The organism is Massilia sp. 05N420 (genome assembly GCF_056397205.1).
On sequence record NZ_JBFTMX010000004.1, the window covers coordinates 125897 to 143384 of the forward strand.

The 17488-nt window shown below is 64.5% G+C and carries 19 protein-coding genes and 1 tRNA gene; 9 read left to right on the forward strand and 11 right to left on the reverse strand.

Going from position 1 to position 17488, the window contains the following annotated elements:
• The first annotated feature begins 4 nt into the window (after positions 1-4).
• Both AC1DIX_RS03680 and AC1DIX_RS03685 read left to right on the forward strand, forming a co-directional pair.
• The gene (locus tag AC1DIX_RS03680) at positions 5-1102 is read left to right on the forward strand and encodes a LytR C-terminal domain-containing protein (protein ID WP_477322098.1); all 1098 of its coding nucleotides are present in this window, start codon (positions 5-7) and stop codon (positions 1100-1102) included.
• 91 nt (positions 1103-1193) lie between these two features.
• Positions 1194-1520, forward strand: a complete 327-nt coding sequence (locus AC1DIX_RS03685; protein WP_442122958.1) for a BON domain-containing protein — start codon at positions 1194-1196, stop codon at positions 1518-1520.
• A gap of 20 nt (positions 1521-1540) precedes the next feature.
• Here AC1DIX_RS03685 and AC1DIX_RS03690 read toward each other — a convergent pair whose 3' ends face one another.
• Positions 1541-2314 (reverse strand): GIN domain-containing protein, encoded by a 774-nt coding sequence (locus AC1DIX_RS03690; protein ID WP_477322100.1) that lies wholly within the window; start codon positions 2312-2314, stop codon positions 1541-1543.
• A 258-nt stretch (positions 2315-2572) separates the two neighbouring features.
• Here AC1DIX_RS03690 and AC1DIX_RS03695 point away from each other — a divergent pair, with 258 nt between their 5' ends.
• Both AC1DIX_RS03695 and rtcA read left to right on the forward strand, forming a co-directional pair.
• The gene (locus tag AC1DIX_RS03695; RefSeq protein WP_477322102.1) at positions 2573-3808 is read left to right on the forward strand and encodes an RtcB family protein; all 1236 of its coding nucleotides are present in this window, start codon (positions 2573-2575) and stop codon (positions 3806-3808) included.
• A 2-nt stretch (positions 3809-3810) separates the two neighbouring features.
• The gene (gene rtcA / locus AC1DIX_RS03700) at positions 3811-4827 is read left to right on the forward strand and encodes an RNA 3'-terminal phosphate cyclase (RefSeq protein ID WP_477322104.1); all 1017 of its coding nucleotides are present in this window, start codon (positions 3811-3813) and stop codon (positions 4825-4827) included.
• A gap of 7 nt (positions 4828-4834) precedes the next feature.
• Here rtcA and hmpA read toward each other — a convergent pair whose 3' ends face one another.
• Entirely contained in the window at positions 4835-6049 is a 1215-nt protein-coding gene (gene hmpA, locus AC1DIX_RS03705; protein ID WP_477322106.1) for an NO-inducible flavohemoprotein, read from the reverse strand.
• A 93-nt stretch (positions 6050-6142) separates the two neighbouring features.
• Between hmpA and AC1DIX_RS03710 the strand changes: the two genes are divergently transcribed.
• Complete coding sequence (locus tag AC1DIX_RS03710; protein WP_477322108.1) at positions 6143-7969, forward strand: tetratricopeptide repeat protein; 1827 nt, start codon at positions 6143-6145, stop codon at positions 7967-7969.
• A 53-nt stretch (positions 7970-8022) separates the two neighbouring features.
• Here AC1DIX_RS03710 and AC1DIX_RS03715 read toward each other — a convergent pair.
• The 6 genes from AC1DIX_RS03715 to petA all read right to left on the reverse strand — a co-directional run bounded on the left by AC1DIX_RS03715 (position 8023) and on the right by petA (position 12255).
• Positions 8023-8098, reverse strand: a tRNA-Thr gene (locus AC1DIX_RS03715).
• Positions 8099-8119: 21 nt separating this feature from the next.
• The gene (locus AC1DIX_RS03720; protein ID WP_442122964.1) at positions 8120-8620 is read right to left on the reverse strand and encodes a ClpXP protease specificity-enhancing factor; all 501 of its coding nucleotides are present in this window, start codon (positions 8618-8620) and stop codon (positions 8120-8122) included.
• Between the two features lie 124 nt (positions 8621-8744).
• Entirely contained in the window at positions 8745-9356 is a 612-nt protein-coding gene (locus AC1DIX_RS03725; RefSeq protein ID WP_052234221.1) for a glutathione S-transferase N-terminal domain-containing protein, read from the reverse strand.
• Positions 9357-9446: 90 nt separating this feature from the next.
• On the reverse strand, positions 9447-10208 hold the full coding sequence (locus tag AC1DIX_RS03730) for a cytochrome c1 (protein WP_442122965.1): 762 nt from the start codon (positions 10206-10208) through the stop codon (positions 9447-9449).
• Between the two features lie 21 nt (positions 10209-10229).
• Positions 10230-11639 carry a cytochrome b gene (locus tag AC1DIX_RS03735; protein WP_442122966.1) on the reverse strand — a complete coding sequence of 470 codons (1410 nt, stop codon included), beginning with the start codon at positions 11637-11639 and terminating at the stop codon, positions 10230-10232.
• 1 nt (position 11640) lies between these two features.
• A complete protein-coding gene (gene petA / locus AC1DIX_RS03740) occupies positions 11641-12255 on the reverse strand; it encodes a ubiquinol-cytochrome c reductase iron-sulfur subunit (protein ID WP_442122967.1) in 615 nt (204 codons plus the stop codon).
• Positions 12256-12510: 255 nt separating this feature from the next.
• On the opposite strand from petA, the gene mscL reads away from it, so the two are divergent.
• Genes mscL through AC1DIX_RS03760 form a run of 4 tightly spaced genes read left to right on the forward strand, consistent with a single transcriptional unit; the run spans position 12511 to position 15230 of the window.
• Entirely contained in the window at positions 12511-12939 is a 429-nt protein-coding gene (gene mscL, locus AC1DIX_RS03745) for a large conductance mechanosensitive channel protein MscL (protein ID WP_442122968.1), read from the forward strand.
• 10 nt (positions 12940-12949) lie between these two features.
• The gene (locus tag AC1DIX_RS03750; RefSeq protein ID WP_477322110.1) at positions 12950-14113 is read left to right on the forward strand and encodes a Do family serine endopeptidase; all 1164 of its coding nucleotides are present in this window, start codon (positions 12950-12952) and stop codon (positions 14111-14113) included.
• 26 nt (positions 14114-14139) lie between these two features.
• Complete coding sequence (locus tag AC1DIX_RS03755; protein ID WP_477322112.1) at positions 14140-14832, forward strand: DUF2461 domain-containing protein; 693 nt, start codon at positions 14140-14142, stop codon at positions 14830-14832.
• A gap of 14 nt (positions 14833-14846) precedes the next feature.
• On the forward strand, positions 14847-15230 hold the full coding sequence (locus AC1DIX_RS03760; protein WP_442122971.1) for a cupin domain-containing protein: 384 nt from the start codon (positions 14847-14849) through the stop codon (positions 15228-15230).
• 63 nt (positions 15231-15293) lie between these two features.
• On the opposite strand, the gene AC1DIX_RS03765 is transcribed toward AC1DIX_RS03760, so the two are convergent.
• From AC1DIX_RS03765 to secB, 3 genes are all read right to left on the reverse strand, one after another.
• Positions 15294-16325 carry an NAD(P)H-dependent glycerol-3-phosphate dehydrogenase gene (locus AC1DIX_RS03765; protein ID WP_442122972.1) on the reverse strand — a complete coding sequence of 344 codons (1032 nt, stop codon included), beginning with the start codon at positions 16323-16325 and terminating at the stop codon, positions 15294-15296.
• 13 nt (positions 16326-16338) lie between these two features.
• Positions 16339-16794, reverse strand: coding sequence for an SH3 domain-containing protein (locus tag AC1DIX_RS03770; protein ID WP_477322114.1), 456 nt, complete (start codon positions 16792-16794; stop codon positions 16339-16341).
• A 99-nt stretch (positions 16795-16893) separates the two neighbouring features.
• Positions 16894-17367 carry a protein-export chaperone SecB gene (gene secB / locus AC1DIX_RS03775; RefSeq protein ID WP_442122974.1) on the reverse strand — a complete coding sequence of 158 codons (474 nt, stop codon included), beginning with the start codon at positions 17365-17367 and terminating at the stop codon, positions 16894-16896.
• Between the last annotated feature and the right edge of the window lie 121 nt (positions 17368-17488).

Sequence of the window (17488 nt, forward strand, 5' to 3'; positions counted from 1 at the left end):
CGTCATGCGTACCCGAATCCTGACCCATACCTTGCCCTTGCTGTGCTGCGGCGCGATGCTGCTGGCCTGCAGCAGTCCCTACATGCGGCAGGAGACGGCGTCAGAGGCGGTTGCCGCCGCCGACGAGCAGTACGTGCGCGGGCGCAACCTGCATCTTGCGCGCCGCTACGACGAAGCCATCGCGGCCTACCAGGCGGCGCTGAAGTCCGATGCGAGCCATGTGAACGCGCGCAACGGCCTGGCGATCGCCTACGCCGAACAGCGCGATTTCGCGAAGGCGATCCCGATCTGGCGCGACCTGACGCGCGGCGCCACCATGGCCTCGGGCACCGCCACCGCCTTCCTGTTCGGGAACCTGGGCCATGCCTATTTCCTCAACGGCCAGTACGACGAAGCCCTGGTCGCGCTGGAAAAGGCCTGCCTGCTCGACCCGCTGAGCCACCGCACCTGGCAGCGCCTCGGCGAGACCCTGCAGCAGCTTGGCCAGGACGAGCGCGCAAAGCAGATGCTGCGCCAGGCCGGCGCCCTGCGCGAGCACGATTTCCGCGCCGATTACGCCGCTGCCGATGGCGGCGCCAGGCTGCCGGCGATCGAACAGGCGGTCAAGACGACCCATCGTCCCGACCAGGACTGGGCCTTCGTCGAAGTCGCCACCAAACCGAACGGCATGCTCGAGCTGCGCCGCGTGGTCCCGTCCCGCGGCGCGGTGCCGGCCGCACCGGCGCTGCCGGCTACGCCGCTGGCGCCGAAGACGGACCGGAACCTGCCCGTGGTCGCGGCGCTCGAGATCTGCAACGGCAACGGGCGCCAGGGTCTTGCAAAGCTGATGTCGCGCCAGCTGCGCGATCCGGACCTGAAAGTGGTGCGGCTGACCAATGAGAAAGGCTTCGCGGTGCGCCAGACCCGTATCGAATACCAGCCGGCCTTCCGCGGCGTGGCCGAGCGGCTGGCCGGGCGCTTCGGCGCCAGGCCGGTGGAGGTTGGCATGGGCGGCCGCGCCAACCTGCGGCTGGTGATCGGCCGCGACCTGTCGGCCGGCTTGATTGCCAGCCGTTCGAACGCCGTGCCGGCAGGGCAGGGAAGCGGCGCCGGCGCCCCTTGAGGCATATGGTGCCGTTTTCACAACAGTATCGGGCGACAGGCTAAACCGAAATTGGGAATAATAAAAATCTCAATCATTCGGGAGAATTGCCATGGCTTTTACTCGTCGCTTCCAGTCCGCTATCGCCCAATCCGTCATCGCCGGCACCCTGCTGGTATCGGTCGTCGCCTGCGCCCCGACCCCCACCCGTGAAGGCACTGGCGAATACATCGACGACTCCGTCATTACCGGCAAGGTGAAGGCTGCGTTTGCCGCCGATCCGACCGTCAAGGCGACCCAGGTTCAGGTGGAAACCTTCAAGGGTACGGTCCAGCTGAGCGGCTTCGTCGACTCGCGCGAAAGCGCCCAGCGCGCCGTCGAACTGGCGCGCGGCGTGAAGGGCGTGAAATCCGTGAAGAACGATACGGTGATCCGCTAAGCCCACCGGCAAGCCGGCGCTTACTGCCAGCTCACCTTCCCGAAGCCATTCGTGGTGGCGTTGCGCGTCGCCGGCTTGCCGTAGACGGTGGCCGAACCCATGCCGTTCAGGTTGACGTTGGCGGCGGTCCTGGCGAACACGCTGGCGCCGCCCAGGCCGGACATGTCCAGGTCGACCGAATMGGCGCGCAGCTGCTGGGCGTCGAGGCTGCCGACGCCGCCCAGGTGGGCGCGGAGCACCTTGGTCTGGCCGCTCACGCTGATCTGGCCGGCGCCGCCGAGCTTGACCTCGATACGGTCGGCCTGGCCCGTGGTGTTGAGTGTCAGGCCGCCGACGCCGCCCAGGCGGGCATCGATGTCGCGGTACTGGCCGCTGACCTTGACCGCGCCCGCGCCGTCCAGCGACACCACCAGCCTGTCGCCGCTGAAGCCCGAGACCTCGCTCTGGCCCACGCCCTCCGAGACGAATTCCTGCAGGTTCGGCACCGTCAGGTCGGCGCGCAGCTCGCCCGAATTGCGCCCGAAGTTCACGTGATTGCCGCTTTCGGTATCGATCGACAGGGTATCGCCGCGCTGGGTGGTCGTGATCTTCGAGACGTAACGGCGGTCGCCCGACACCACCAGCGACGCCGTCGGCCCCTGGCGCACGTTCAGGCGGACGATGCCTCCCAGGTGGATCTTCGAGACCCTGGCGTCGACCGGACGGTTTTCGCGCACGATGTCGTCCGCCCAGGCGGCATGCGTCCCGATCGAGAAAGCGGTGGCCAGGAATGCGGTGCCGAGCAGTTTGTTCATGACGTATTCTCCAGTTGGTTTGCCGATGAATCCACTATAGGCTCGGGAAACCGGGAGAAACCGCGGATTGCGACAGACTGCAGCATCGGCGGTATGAAGCGCAGGATTCTTGGCCCTGCAGTTCTCTCCATTGTCCAAATCGAGGGATAGGCCTTCGCATACTCGGACAACACCCCATATACCTGTTTGAAGCCCTGGAGATCCCGATCCCGACATCGGGATCAGCGGGGCGAGCGACGATGAACAGGAAGAAATGAGATGAAAACCGAACACTACGATGTCCTGAACGTAGAAGGGGGCCGTCCGGTCAAGATGTGGACCCGCGGCGTGCCGGTCGAGGAAGAAGCCAAGCGCCAGCTGGCGAACACGGCGCGCATGCCCTTCATCTACAAGCACATGGCGGCGATGCCCGACGTCCACCTGGGCAAGGGATCGACCATCGGCAGCGTGATCCCGACACTGGGCGCGATCATCCCGGCCGCGGTCGGGGTCGACATCGGCTGCGGCATGATGGCCGCCAAAACCACGCTCAGCGCCAACGACCTGCCGGACAAGCTCGGGCAGCTGCGCAGCGCGATCGAGCGCTCGGTGCCGCACGGGATGTCGCCCAAGACGCGCGGCTTCAAGGGACGCGACAAGGGCTCGTGGGATTCGCCGCCGCAAGCCGTCGACACGGCCTGGATGGCACTGAAGGACGAATTCGACGTCATCTGCCAGAAGACGCCGCGGCTGCGCAACACGAACAACTACAAGCACCTGGGAACGCTCGGAACCGGTAACCACTTCATCGAGATCTGCCTCGACGAGCAGGGCTTCGTCTGGTTCATGCTGCACTCGGGCTCGCGCGGCGTCGGCAATGCGATCGGCACCCACTTCATCGAGCAGGCCAAGCAGGACATGCGGACCCACTTCATCAACCTGCCGGACCAGGACCTGGCCTATCTGCCGGAGGGGACGCGGCACTACGACGACTACATCGAAGCGGTCGGCTGGGCCCAGAAATTCGCCCGCATGAACCGTGAAGTGATGATGCGGAACCTGATCGCGGCGGTACGCACGGTGATCACGAAACCCTTCGAGACCCACGTGGAAGCGGTGAACTGCCACCACAACTACGTGCAGAAGGAGCACCACTTCGGCAAGGATGTGCTGGTGACCCGCAAGGGCGCCGTATCGGCGCGCGAAGGGGAGCTCGGCATCATTCCGGGCTCGATGGGGGCGAAGAGCTATATCGTGCGCGGCAAGGGTAATCCGGAGAGTTTCAACAGCTGCAGCCACGGCGCAGGCCGCACCATGAGCCGCACCGAAGCCAAGCGCCGCTATTCGGTGGACGACCAGGTCAAGGCGACCGAAGGCGTCGAGTGCCGCAAGGACGAAGGCGTGATCGACGAGATCCCGATGGCCTACAAGAACATCGACGCCGTGATGCAGGCGCAGAGCGACCTGGTCGAAGTGGTGCACACGCTGAAGCAGGTCGTGTGCGTGAAAGGATGAACATGATCGAACTGGATGGATCGACGGGCGAAGGCGGCGGCCAGATCCTGCGCAGCGCGCTGACCTTGGCGATGATCACCGGCCGGCCCTTCCGCATCCGGAACATCCGTGCGCGGCGCGCCAAGCCCGGCCTGATGCGCCAGCACCTGGTGGCGGTGCAGGCCGCCAGCCGGATCTGCGGCGCCGAGGTCAAGGGCGCGTCGGTCGGCAGCCAGGAGCTGGAGTTCGTCCCCGATAAAGTCCAGGGCGGCGACTACCGCTTCGCGATCGGCACCGCCGGCAGCTGCACCCTGGTGCTGCAGACCGTGCTGCCGGCGCTGCTCACGGCCGAACGGCCCTCGACCCTGAGGCTGTCGGGCGGCACCCATAATCCGATGGCGCCGCCGGTCCAGTTCCTGCAGCGCGCCTATTGCCGCGCCATGGCCGAGATGGGCGCGCGGATCGACGTGCGGCTGGAACGCTTCGGTTTCTATCCGGCCGGCGGCGGCGAGGTGGTCGCCAGCGTCAGCCCCTGCGCGCAACTGCGTCCGCACGAATGGATGGAGCGCGGCGAGCGCCGGGCCGCGTATGCCGAATGCTTCATCGCCGGCATCCCGGGGCGGGTCGCGCAGCGCGAGCTGGAGTGCGTCGGCAAGGCCATGAACTGGGGCGAGGACCAGCTCCTGAACCGCAGCCTGCCGGCGGAGCAGGGACCGGGCAATGCCCTGATGCTGACCTTCGACTACGCGCACACGACCGAGGTATTCACGGCCTTCGGCGAAAAATCCGTCTCGGCCGAGAACGTCGCCCGCCAGGTGGTGCAGCGCGCGCGCCAGTATCTGTCCTCGAACGCCGCGGTCGCGGAATACCTGGGCGACCAGCTGATGCTGCCGCTGGCGCTGGCGGGCGGCGGCTTCACGGTGGACGAGGTGTCCATGCATGCGCGCACCAATGCCGGGGTGATCGAGCTGTTCCTGCCGGTGCGCTTCGGTTTCGGCAGGCGCGACGGGGTCGACTGCTGCACGGTCGCGCCGCGCTGAGACGCTCTTATTCCGCGAACAGGTCGGGGCCGAAGACTTCGTAGTGCACGCGGGTCTCCCTGATCCCGCGCGCGATCAGCGCATCGTGCTGCAGGCGCATGAAAGGGATCGGGCCGCAGATGTAATAGTCGGCATCCGGCAGCAGGATGGCGCTGGCGATCCGGTCGATATCGACCAGTCCCGGAAAATCGAAGTCCCGGCCGGCCTGATCCTGCGGCAGCGGCTCGTTATAGAAGGTGAAGGTCCTGAAGTTCGGATGCCGCAGGGCCGTCGCGCGCAGATGGTCCTTCATCGCATGCACCGCGCTGTTGCGGGCGCCGTGCACGAACACGATCTCGCGGCCCGGCGACTGCAGCACGCGGTTCAGCATGCTGATCATCGGCGTCAGCCCGACCCCGCCGCTGATCAGGACCACGGGCGTGGTCGCGTTCACGTCGACGAAAAAATTCCCGTAGGGCGGCGCCAGCAGTACGCTGTCCCCCACCTGCACATGGTCGTGCAGCAGGGTCGACACATAGCCTTCCGAGGCCGGATCCGGCCCGCCTTCGCGCTTGACCGAGATGCGGTAGCTGCGTCCGTTCGGCGCGTCGGACAGGCTGTACTGGCGGATCTGCTGCAAGCCCAGGCGCGGCACCTGCACCGCCACGCTGATGTATTGTCCCGGCTCGAAATTCACGACCGGCTGGCCGTCGGCCGGCTCCAGCACGAAGGAGGTGATGACATCGCTCTCCGGCTGTTTGGCCCTGACGACGAACTCCCGCCATCCCGTCCAGCCGCCCGGCGTATCTGCCCGCTGCTCGCGCAATTCGGCCTCGCGTCCCATCAGGATGTCGGCCAGGTTGCCGTAGGCCTGGGCCCAGGCCGAGATGATGTCCTCGGTCGCGGCGTCGCCCAGCACGGCCTTGATCGACCCCAGCAGATGCTCGCCGACAACCGGATACTGCTCCGGCTTCACGCCCAGGCTGGCGTGCTTGTTGGCGATGCCTTCCAGCACCGCCGCCAGGCAGCTCGGATCCTCGATGTTGGCCGCATACGCATACACCGCCCGCGCCAGCGCCTGCTGCTGCTGTCCACGCTCCTGGTGGCGCATGTTGAAGACGTTCTTCAGTTCCGGATGGGTGCCGAGCAGGCTGCGGTAGAAATGCTTGATGATGTCGTAGCCGTGGGCCGCAAGGACAGGGGCGGTGGCTTTGACGGTGTCCTTGGTTTTCTGCGTCAGCATTGCTATTCTCCTTATGTTGGCCGATTGCGGGGACAGTACTCCAAGTCCGTCCTTCGGGCCGCGCGCAAGGTTTTTCTCTGACGGGAGTGGATCATGCGAAAGCACCAGTTTGCCGCCATGCTCGCCGGCGTCGGCGTCGGCGTCGGCGCCACCTTGCTGCCTGTCCTGGCGCCAACATCCGCCGAACGTCCGGACTTTGATCCCCTGTTCGCCGGCGTTGCGAACTGCACACAAGCCCCGCCCGGGCGTCCCGTGCTGCTGGTCAGCCTGCTGCAGGCCCAGCAGCCGCCTCAGCAACCCTACCCGACCGAGACCCGTCCTTTCCAGCCTGGCCAGCAATTGCCGGCCGTGCGCGACAGCTCGATGCCGCCGCTGTACGGGAATCTCGGCAAGCTGCACGTGCCGGTCAGCGCCGCCAGCCCGCGGGCCCAAGCCTATTTTGACCAGGGCATGCGCCTGATGTTCGCCTTCAACCATGCCGAGGCCGTGCGCGCCTTCCGCGCCGCATCGCGCATCGATCCGGGCTGCGCGATGTGCTACTGGGGCGAAGCGCTGGCGCTCGGTCCGAACATCAATGCGCCGATGTTTCCGGAGGCGGTCGCGCCGGCCCATGCCGCGGCCTCGCGCGCCCTGCAGCTGGCAGGCCATGCCAGGCCGCATGAGCAGGCGCTGATCCGCGCCGTCGCCCAGCGCTATGCCGATGCGCCGGTCGACGACCGCGCTCATCTCGACAAGGCTTATGCAGACGCCATGCGAGAGGCGGCACGCGCCTGGCCGGCCGACGACACCATCCAGGTCCTGTACGCGGAATCGCTGATGGACCTGTCGCCCTGGGATTATTGGCAGGCCGGCGGTACCCGGCCCAAGGGCAGGACCGCCGAGATGATCGCGGCCCTCGAGACGGTCCTGGCGCGCAATTCCAGTCACCCTGGCGCCGCCCACTACTACATCCACGCGGTCGAAGCATCGTCGAGCCCGGAGCGCGCCTTGCCCTATGCGCGCCTGCTGGCGAAGCAGATTCCCGGCGCCGGCCACATCGTGCACATGCCCTCGCACATCTACTATCGGCTCGGCATGTACAAGGAATCGCTGGCAGCCAATATCGACGCCGTCGCCACCGACGAACGCTACTTTGGCCGCTCCGCCAGCGACCCGGTCTACAAGGGCGCCTACTATCCGCACAACATCCACTTCGTGATGGTATCGGCGCTGATGGGCGGCGATGGCAAGACCGCCATCGCGGCGGCGGACAAGCTGGACAAGTCGCTGCCGCACGAACTGGTCGCGCAGTTCCCCCCGATCCAGCCGGTGAAGGCCGCACCGTATTTCTCTTACGTGCAGTTCAGCGATCCGGACACGCTCATCGCCTTGCCGGATCCTGGGCCAGACCTGGTACTGGTGAAGGCGATGTGGCACTACGCGCGCGCCGTCGGCTACGCGCGCAAAGGCATGGCCGTCGATGCCCGGCGCGAAATCGACGCGTTGACGGCGATCGAGCGCACGACCGACTTCAAGCCTTTCACGGACTGGAACGTGCCGGCCAAGGATATCGTCAGGACCGCCCGTTACGTCGCCACCGGCCGCCTGGCCGACGCGACGCGTGATGTTCCGCTGGCATTGGCCTCCTATCGCGAAGCCGTAGCGGCGCAGGACAGCCTGCCTTATATGGAGCCGCCGTACTGGTACTACCCGACGCGGCAGTCGCTGGGCGTGGCGCTGCTGCGTTCCGGTCGGGTCGATGAGGCCGAGACGGTGTTCCGGTCGGCACTGGCGCGTACGCCGAGCAATGGCTGGGCGCTGCGGGGGCTGATGGAGGTGTATCGGCAGCGCGGGGACGAGGTGTCGCTGCGGCTGGTGCGGCGGCGTTTCGAGACGACCTGGTTGGGCAAGGAGGGGATGCCCGCGTTGGCGCTGCTGTAAAAGAAAATGCCTTACGTGATCGACACGTAAGGCATTCTTTTATTGCTGTGTTCTGGTGCCGGCTGCAGGACTCGAACCCGCCACCTGATGATTACAAATCAACTGCTCTACCTGATGAGCTAAGCCGGCAATGTGGCCAGGATTATACCCTTATTTGATCCTGGTCAACGTCGGACGGCCACCTTTTTTGGGAGGCTCATTGTCGCCGTCGGGAAGATGCGACACCTCGGCGCTCGGCGCGCTGGACGTCTTGCCCGGCACGGCGGACAGCCCCGGTCCCGGTGCGGCGGCTGCTTCGGAAGAAGGGGCAGATGCCGGCGGCGCCATGTCGGCCGCGGTGGTGCTGACATCGAAGGCCATGCCTTGGCCGTTTTCGTTGGCGTAGATCGCCAGCACGTTTTGCACCGGAATATAGAGTTCGCGCGAGACGCCGTTGAAGCGTGCCCGGAAGGTGATTGCGTCGTTGTCCATCTTCAGCCCGGAGGTTGCGCCGTAGCTGATGTTGAGGATGATCTCGCCTTTCTTCACGTATTCCATCGGAACCGTGGTGGCGGCGTCGACCTTGACCGCCAGGTAAGGCGTGTAGCCGCTGTCCGTGCACCATTCGTAGATGGCGCGCAGCAGATATGGCTTGGTGGAGATGTCTGGCATGTTCAGGATCTATTTGCTTACAAGTTGTTACACGCCAGTGTAATCCGATTCGCCACAAGGCGTCGAAAACTGGCGTGCAACGGTGTCCGGTGTGCCGGACGAAGCTCGAAAGCGCCGTAGGCGCTTAGCGGCGCATGACCTTTTCGGACGGCGTCAGCGCTTCGATGTAGGCCGGACGCGAGAAGATACGCTCGGCGTACTTCATCAGCGGGGCGGCGGTCTTCGACAGCTCGATGCCGTAGTGATCCAGGCGCCACAGCAGCGGGGCGATGGCGACGTCGAGCATCGAGAACTCGTCGCCCAGCATGTACTTGTTCTTCAGGAACAGCGGAGCCAGGGTGGTCAGGCGATCGCGGATTTCGGCGCGCGCCTTGTCGTGGCTCTTGTCGCCGACCTTGCTGCGCTCGTTCTCGAGCGTGTTCACGTGCACGAACAGCTCTTTTTCGAAGTTGAACAGCATCAGGCGGGCGCGGGCGCGCATCAGTGGGTCGGCCGGCATCAGCTGCGGATGCGGGAAGCGCTCGTCGATGTACTCGTTGATGATGTTCGATTCGTACAGGATCAGCTCGCGTTCGACCAGGATCGGTACCTGGCCGTACGGGTTCATCGTCGAGATGTCCTCGGGCTTGTTGAACAGGTCCACGTCGCGCACTTCGAAGTCCATGCCCTTTTCGAACAGGACCAGGCGGCAGCGCTGGGAGAACGGGCACGTGGTGCCGGAGTAGAGAACCATCATGGTTTATAGTTCCTTCAAGAAACAAAGGGGTGAAGCGCCGAGCGGCTCACCCCAGATAATAATTGCCCGCATTATAACCGGGCAATCACATCACTTTACGTCTTTCCAATAAGAAGCGTTCAATCTCCAGGCAAGGAAAGCGAAAACAGCAAGGAACAGCAACACGATTGCGCCCAGCCGCTTGCGCAGGTCCTGCGACGGCTCGGCCATCCAGTTCATGTAGGCGACCAGGTCGGCCACCTGGGTATCGAACTCCTGCGGCGTGAGCTCGCCCTTGCTGACCTGTTCGAAACCGGCGAACTTGTGCACCGTCTTGCCGTGCTCGTGAGGATCGGCTTCCTCGACCATTTTGGCGGTGCGCACACCCTGCAGCTGCCACAGCACGTGCGGCATGGCGACGTTCGGCACCACCATATTGTTCCAGCCGGTGGGGCGGGTATCGTCCTTGTAGAAAGTGCGCAGGTAGGTGTACAGGTAGTCCGCACCCGAACCGGCGCCGGAAGCGCGGGCACGCGTGATCACCGACAGGTCCGGCGGCACCGCGCCGAACCAGGCTTTCGCGTCCGCAGGGCGCATCGCGATCGTCATCATGTCGCCTACCTTCTCGCCGGAGAACAGCAGGTTGTTCTTGATCTGGTCTTCAGACAAGCCCAGGTCCCGCAGGCGATTGTAGCGCATTGCCGACGCCGAATGGCAGTTCAGGCAGTAGTTGACGAACAGCTTGGCGCCGTTCTGCAGTGACGCAACATCAGTGCGTTCTGGTGCGCGGTCCAGCGGGAAGGTCCCTTCGTTCGCAAAGACGAATCCCGGCAGCAGGGCAAGGACCGCGAGCAGCTTCTTCGAAAAATTCATGGTTGTCCTTTTCCGTGGCGGTCAATGAGGAGTGAAGGTCACGCGGCTCGGTACCGGCTTGAACCGGCCAGAGGCGCTCCACCACGGCATCAGGAGGAAGAAGCTGAAGTAGATCAGGGTGCAGGCCTGGGCGATCAAGGTGTAGGCCGGGGTCGGCAGCTGGGTGCCGAGGTAGCCCAGCGCGACGAAGGCGATGGCGAACACCAGGTACACGTACTTGTGCCAGCTGGGGCGGTAGCGGATCGACTTCACCGGCGAGTGGTCCAGCCACGGCAGCAGGGCCAGGATCACGACGGAGGAGCCGAACAGCACCACGCCCCACACTTTCGCATCCAGGAACAGCATGCCGATTTCCAGTACCACGGCGATCGCGGTGATGGCCATCTTGGTCTTGTACGACAGGCGCGAACGCAGCCAGATGAACACGACATAGGCGGCCACGCCGGCCATCACGACCCACATGAAGTCGGAGGTGGTGGCGCGCAGCACCGAGTAGAAGGGCGTGAAGTACCAGGTCGGCGCGATGTGCGGCGGGGTCTTCATCGAGTCTGCCGGCAGGAAGTTGTTGTACTCCAGGAAGTAGCCGCCCATTTCAGGCGCGAAGAAGATCACCGCGCTGTAGATGAACAGGAATACCGAGACGCCGAACAGGTCCTTGGTGGTGTAGTAGGGGTGCGACGGGATCATGTCGACGCCATGGCCGTCCGGGCCGAGGTTTTCCTTGACCTCGATGCCGTCCGGGTTGTTCGAGCCGACTTCGTGCAGTGCGATCAGGTGGGCGGCCACCAGGCCCAGCAGGACCAGCGGGATCGCGATCACGTGGAAGGCGAAGAAGCGGTTCAGGGTCGCGTCCGACACCACGTAGTCGCCGCGGATCCACAGCGACAGGTCCGGGCCGATCAGCGGGATGGCGCTGAACAGGTTGACGATCACCTGGGCGCCCCAGTACGACATCTGGCCCCAGGGCAGCAGGTAGCCGAAGAAGGCCTCGGCCATCAGGCACAGGAAGGTGGCGAAACCGAACAGCCAGATCAGCTCGCGCGGCTTGCGGTAGGAACCGTACAGCAGCGCGCGGGTCATGTGCAGGTAGACCACGATGAAGAACATCGAGGCGCCGGTCGAGTGCATGTAGCGCACCAGCCAGCCCCACGGGACTTCACGCATGATGTATTCGACCGAACCGAAGGCCAGGGCGGCGTCCGGCTTGTAGTGCATGGTCAGGAAGATGCCGGTGACGATCTGCAGCACCAGCACCAGCATGGCCAGCGAGCCGAAGATATACCAGACGTTGAAGTTCTTCGGGGCGTAGTACTTGCCCCATTGATCGTTCCACAGCTTCGACAGGGGGAAGCGGTCGTCGACCCAGGCCAGCGCTTTCTGGCTCTTCGGCGCATCGGCCGGGAGTTTGGTTTCCTTGAAAGCTGCGCCCATCTTATGCCTCGCCTTTCTCGTCTTTGCCGATCAGGATCTTGTTATCGGACAGGTACATGTACGGGGGGACGTCGAGATTGGCCGGCGCCGGCTTGTTCTTGAAAACGCGGCCGGCCAGGTCGAAGGTCGACCCGTGGCAAGGGCACAGGAAGCCGCCGTGCCAGTCGTCCGGCAGGTTCGGCTGCGGACCTTCGGCAAAGCGGGAAGAGGGCGAGCAGCCCAGGTGGGAGCAGATACCGACCGCGACCAGCACTTCCTTGTGCTCCTGGCGCGACCGGGTTTCGTTCTTGGCGTAGGAAGGCGTCTCCATCTGGTACGGCTTTTCCGATTTCGGATCGGCGACCAGATTGTCGTTCTTCGGCAGACTCGCCAGCATTTCAGGGGTACGGCGCAGGACCCAGACGGGCTTGCCTCGCCATTCCACCACTTTCAGTTCGCCAGGCTTGACGTCGGAGATGTCCACCTCGACCGGCGCGCCGGCCGCCTTCGCTCGCTCCGAAGGCTGGAAAGTACTTACCAGAACTCCGGCCGTTGAAACACCGACAACGCCGCCCGCCGCGCATGTAGCCACGAGCAAGCCTCGCCGGCCTGTATCGACCTGCTTCTCATTACTCATACCAACTCCATTCGTCAAATGCGAAATGCTGCAATGCAATAGATTGCAAATAGGTAAAAACCTTTATTGCAACAGTCGATTATATGTGAACAGTTTTGCAAATTAAAGAAAAAACGTTCTTACGGTCATGATGACTTCCAAATGTGCATTTTCCCGTCTGCCTTGCCGGGGCAAAGCGAACATTCTGGGGCTGGAGCAACCCGGCCTTTCGGGTATCATCATTGGAGGATGTCCAACACGTAAAGGGAGGCGTAAATGGGAATGATGCAGGAGTTCAAGCAATTCGCGATGAAGGGCAATGTCGTCGACCTGGCCGTCGGCGTGATCATCGGCGGGGCGTTCGGGAAAATCGTCGATTCGCTGGTGCAGGATGTGATCATGCCACCGATCGGCAAGATCTTCGGCGGTCTCGACTTCGCCAGTTATTACTTGCCCTTGAACGGACAGGCCTACGGCCTGCCGCTGGCCGAGGCGAAGAAAGCCGGGGCGGTGCTGGCCTACGGTAATTTTCTGACCGTCTTGCTGAACTTCCTGATCCTGGCCTTCATCATCTTTCAGATGGTACGTTTGATGAACCGGATGCGTAGCACCTTCGTCAGCAAGGAAGAAGCGGCGGCAGCGGCCGCCACCGCGGAAGAAATCCTGCTGCTGCGCGAAATCCGCGACTCGCTGAAGAGCCGATAAAGTAGCTGGCATGCGGCGCACCTGGCTCCTGTTCGCGCAAACCGTCACGATCGTCCTCGGCATCTATGCCGTGATCGCGGCCTTGCGTCCGGAGTGGCTGGGAGCGCTGTCGGTGCAGCGGGCGCCGACCCAGGTCGGGATCGGCGGTCCCGGCCGCGGGGTGCCGGTGCTGCAGGCGCCCAATGGCGCGGCGCCGGGCAGCTACCGCGATGCCGCGGCGCGCGCGATGCCGGCGGTGGTCAATATCCTGACCAGCAAGGCCCTGCGCGAGACCCACCCGCTGCTGAAGGATCCCTTCTTCCGCCGCTTCTTCGGCGACAAGCTGCCGCCGCAGGAACAGATGGCCAGCCTGGGCTCGGGCGTGATCGTCAGCGCCGACGGCTATATCCTGACCAATTACCACGTGGTCGAAGGCGCCGACGAGATCGAGGTCGGCCTCGCCGATGGCCGCAAGGCCGCGGCCAGCATCGTCGGCACCGATCCGGAAACGGATCTCGCCGTGATCCGCATCAAGGCGGACAAGCTGCCGGTGATCGTGCTGGGCGATACGAATGCGGCGCGGGTCGGCGACGTCGTGCTGGCGATCGGCAATCCCTTCGGCGTCGGCCAGACCGTCACCCTCGGCATCATCTCGGCGCTGGGCCGCAACAACCTGCACATCAACCACTTCGAGAATTTCATCCAGACCGACGCCGCGATCAACTTCGGCAACTCGGGCGGCGCCCTGGTCGACACCCATGGCAACCTGCTCGGCATCAATTCGGCGATCTATTCCCAGACCGGCGGCTCGGTCGGCATCGGCTTCGCGATTCCCGTTTCGACGGCCAAGAACGTGCTCGATTCCATCGTCAAGCACGGCCAGGTGGTGCGCGGCTGGATCGGCATCGAATCCCAGGACATCACGCCGGAACTGGCCGACAGCTTCGGCCTCGGGCGCGACAGCGGCGCCATCATCGCCGGCGTGGTGCGCGGCGGCCCGGCCGACCGCGCCGGCATGCGCCCCGGCGACATCCTGCTGGCGGTGGACGGCAAGAAGGTGTCCAGCACCAACGACATGCTGAACCTGATCGCCGAGCTGCCGCCCGGCGGCAAGTCGAAGATGACGGTGATGCGCAAGAACCGCCAGTCCATCCTCGACGTCACGGTCGGCCGCCGCCCGCGCCAGACCCCCTGACTCCTTTTGTTGAATAAGAAAAACTTATGCATCTGCACGACCTGACGCAATTCCTTACCGAACTCAAGGACAACAACAACCGTCCCTGGTTCCTCTGGAACAAGCCCCGCTACGACATCCTGCGCGCCGAGTTCCTCGAGACGCTGACGCAACTGATCCGGGAGATCTCGAAGTTCGACCGCCAGGTGGCGGCCTGCGATCCGAAGAAGGCGATGTTCCGCTTCCAGCGCGATACCCGCTTTTCGCACGACAAGACGCCATATAAAACGCATTTCTCGGCCGGCATCGCGCCGGGCGACAAGCGTCGTCCCAGCGAAGCCGGCGGCCCGACCTATTACTTCCATATCGAAGCCGAYGGCACCCTGCTGTTCGGCGCCGGCGAATACCTGCCGCCGGCGCCGCGCCTGAAGGCGATCCGCGAACACGTGGTCAACGATGCGACAGGTTTCAGCAAAATGTTGAAGAATAAACATCTGCGCGAGACCTACGGCGACCTGAACCCGGAAGACAAACTGCAGCGTCCGCCGAAAGGCTTCGACCCGAACCATCCGCTGGTCGAATACCTGAAGCTCAAGAGCTATTTCGTCTGGATCGAGGTCAAGCTCGACGTCAACGCACCGGAAAAACTGGTGCCCCAGCTCGCGCAAGGTTTCAAGGACGCCACCGCGCTGGTCAACTGGCTGCGCGGGGTGCCGCAGACATTTGACGAGACAGCGTAATTAAGGAGAACACCATGGCCTTGCAGCATGCAAGATCCGGCGAATGCATCGCACTTGAGCGGGGCGAAGACGACATCGCGAACTTCACATCGATCGCACTGATCAAGACCGATCATATGGAACTGATCCGGCTGGTGCTGCCGAAAGAGAAGCCGCTGCCCGAGCACCGGGTCGAAGGGGAAATGACGCTGCTGTGCCTGGAAGGAGAGATCGCGTTCGACGCCCACGGCCGTACCACCATCCTGCGGCCGAACGAAATGGTCTACCTGGCCGGCGGCGAGCCGCATGCGGTGCGCGCCAACCAGGACGCCGTGGCCCTGATGACCATCCTGCTGCACCCGGGCGACAACAGCGGCGGGCCGACCCACCGCGACGCACGCCCGGCGTCGAACGGCTGAATTTTCACGGAACGCGGTGGGGCATCTCAGGCCAGTGGCCTGGGATGCGTGCCCACATACCAATCAAGCCAACTCGTTGCGCGGATCGCGCGCCAGCAACTGATCCACGGTTTCCTGCACCGAGGCGCCATCGAACAGCACGCCGGCCACCGCATTGGTGATCGGCATGTCCACGCCGAGCTTCGCCGCCAGTTCGCGCACGGCCTTGGCGCAGGGCACGCCTTCGGCCACGTGGCCGAGTTCCTTGACGATGGCGTCGAGCTGCTTGCCCTGGGCCAGCGCCAGGCCGACGCGGCGGTTGCGCGAGAGGTCGCCGGTGCAGGTCAGGATCAGGTCGCCCATGCCGGTCAGGCCCATGAAGGTGGCCGGCTGGGCGCCGAGGGTGATGCCGAGGCGGGTGATCTCGGCCAGCCCGCGCGTGATCAGGGCCGCGCGCGCGTTCAGGCCCAGGCCCAGGCCGTCGGCCGCGCCGGTGGCGATGGCCAGGATGTTCTTCACCGCGCCGCCCACTTCCACGCCAACCATGTCGTCGCAGGCGTACACGCGCACGCTGCCGCCGTGCACCAGGGAGACCACGCGTTCGCGCAGCTCGGCCGAGCTGGACGCCACCGTCAGTCCGCAAGGCAGGCCGCGCGCCACTTCCTGGGCAAACGACGGGCCGGACAGGGCCGCGCCGGGCACGCTGTCACCCAGCACTTCGCGCACCACCTGGTGCGGCAACAGGCCGGTGCCGTATTCGAAACCCTTGCACAGCCAGACGACGTTCGGGATGTTGCGGCCCTTGAGCTGTTCGAGCAGCGGGCGCAGGCCGGCCACCGGGCAGGCCGCGATCAGCAGCGGCGTGGTGCCGGGGGCGGCTTCGGTCACGTGGGCCAGCGCCGCCTCGAAATCGGCGGACACGCGCAGCGACGGCGGCAGCGGATGGCCGGGCAGGTAAGCGAGGTTGTCGCGCGCCGCTTCGGTGGCGGCCATCTGCTCGGGGTTGCGGCCCCACAGCAGGACGTCATGACGGGCGGCCAGCGCGATCGCGACCGCCGTGCCCCAGGCGCCGGCGCCGAGGACAGTGATGGGTTGGGATTGTTTGGTTTCGTGCATGTGGTGGGCAGGGTCAGATTCCCCAGACGTCGGACGCCCTGACGTAGCCGGCGATGCCGTCGCGGTGGCGCACGCGCACCCACGGGCCGGCTTCCGGATCGACCAGTTCGAGCAGGACGTTCTTATCGGCCGTCATCACGACGGGGGCATTGTCTTCCGGTGCGGCGCGGACGCGGGCGGAAGCCACGCGCACGATCACATTGCGTCTGGCGGACAGGCCGCGCGCTTCGGTCCAGGCGAGATCGCCGGCGGCGTCGCGCACCTTGACCCAGTCGCCATAACTGATCATGACCTCGACCGGCATGCCGCTCGGGGCGATGAACAGCTTGCCGCCCTTGATGGACGGGGCGTCGTACAGGATCACGGAATGCGCGCCCACCGTCTTGAAGTCGAATGCCGCGGCCGCACAGGACGCCAGCATCAGGATGCTGCCTGCGATGACACGGTAAGGGAAACGGACGCAGAGCATGACAGGCCTTTGGGAAAACGACACGCGCCAAAAGGCAGGACGGGAACAACAAGCTCCCGGCTTCGCCTGGTGCAGGCAAAGCCGGAAGCCCGGGAGGTATTACTGGTTGCCAGCCGGGGTGCCAGCCGCGGCAGCCTGTTCGGCCAGCGCCTGGCGGCGCTGCTGGTAGAACACTTCGAAGTTGATTTCAGCCAGGTGCACGGGCGGGAAGCCGGCACGGGTGATGAAATCGGCGATGTTGCTACGCAGGTAAGGATAGATGATGTTCGGGCAGCCGATGCCCAGCAGCGGATCCATCTGGTCAGCCGGGATGTTGCGGGCTTCGAAGATGCCGGCCTGCTTGCCCTCGACCAGGAAGGCGACCTTGTCCTTGACCTTGGCGGTCACGGTGATGGTCACGGTCGATTCGTAGATGCCATCGGCGATCCCTTCGGCGCCGACGTCCAGCGAGACCTCGATGGTCGGCGCTTCCTGCTCGAGGAAGATCGCCGGGGAATTCGGTTGTTCCAGCGACATATCTTTCAGGTAGATACGCTGGATTTGGAACACGGGTTGCAGGTTTTCGTCAGCCATGGAACGCTTTCGTTAATTATGTAAAGGGCAAGTCTCGCCCGTGCTTGAGTGTCAAGGCGTCGGCAATTGTATCAAAACCAACTCGGATTCAATAGCGTTGCCGGCGCCCCGCCGTCAAGTG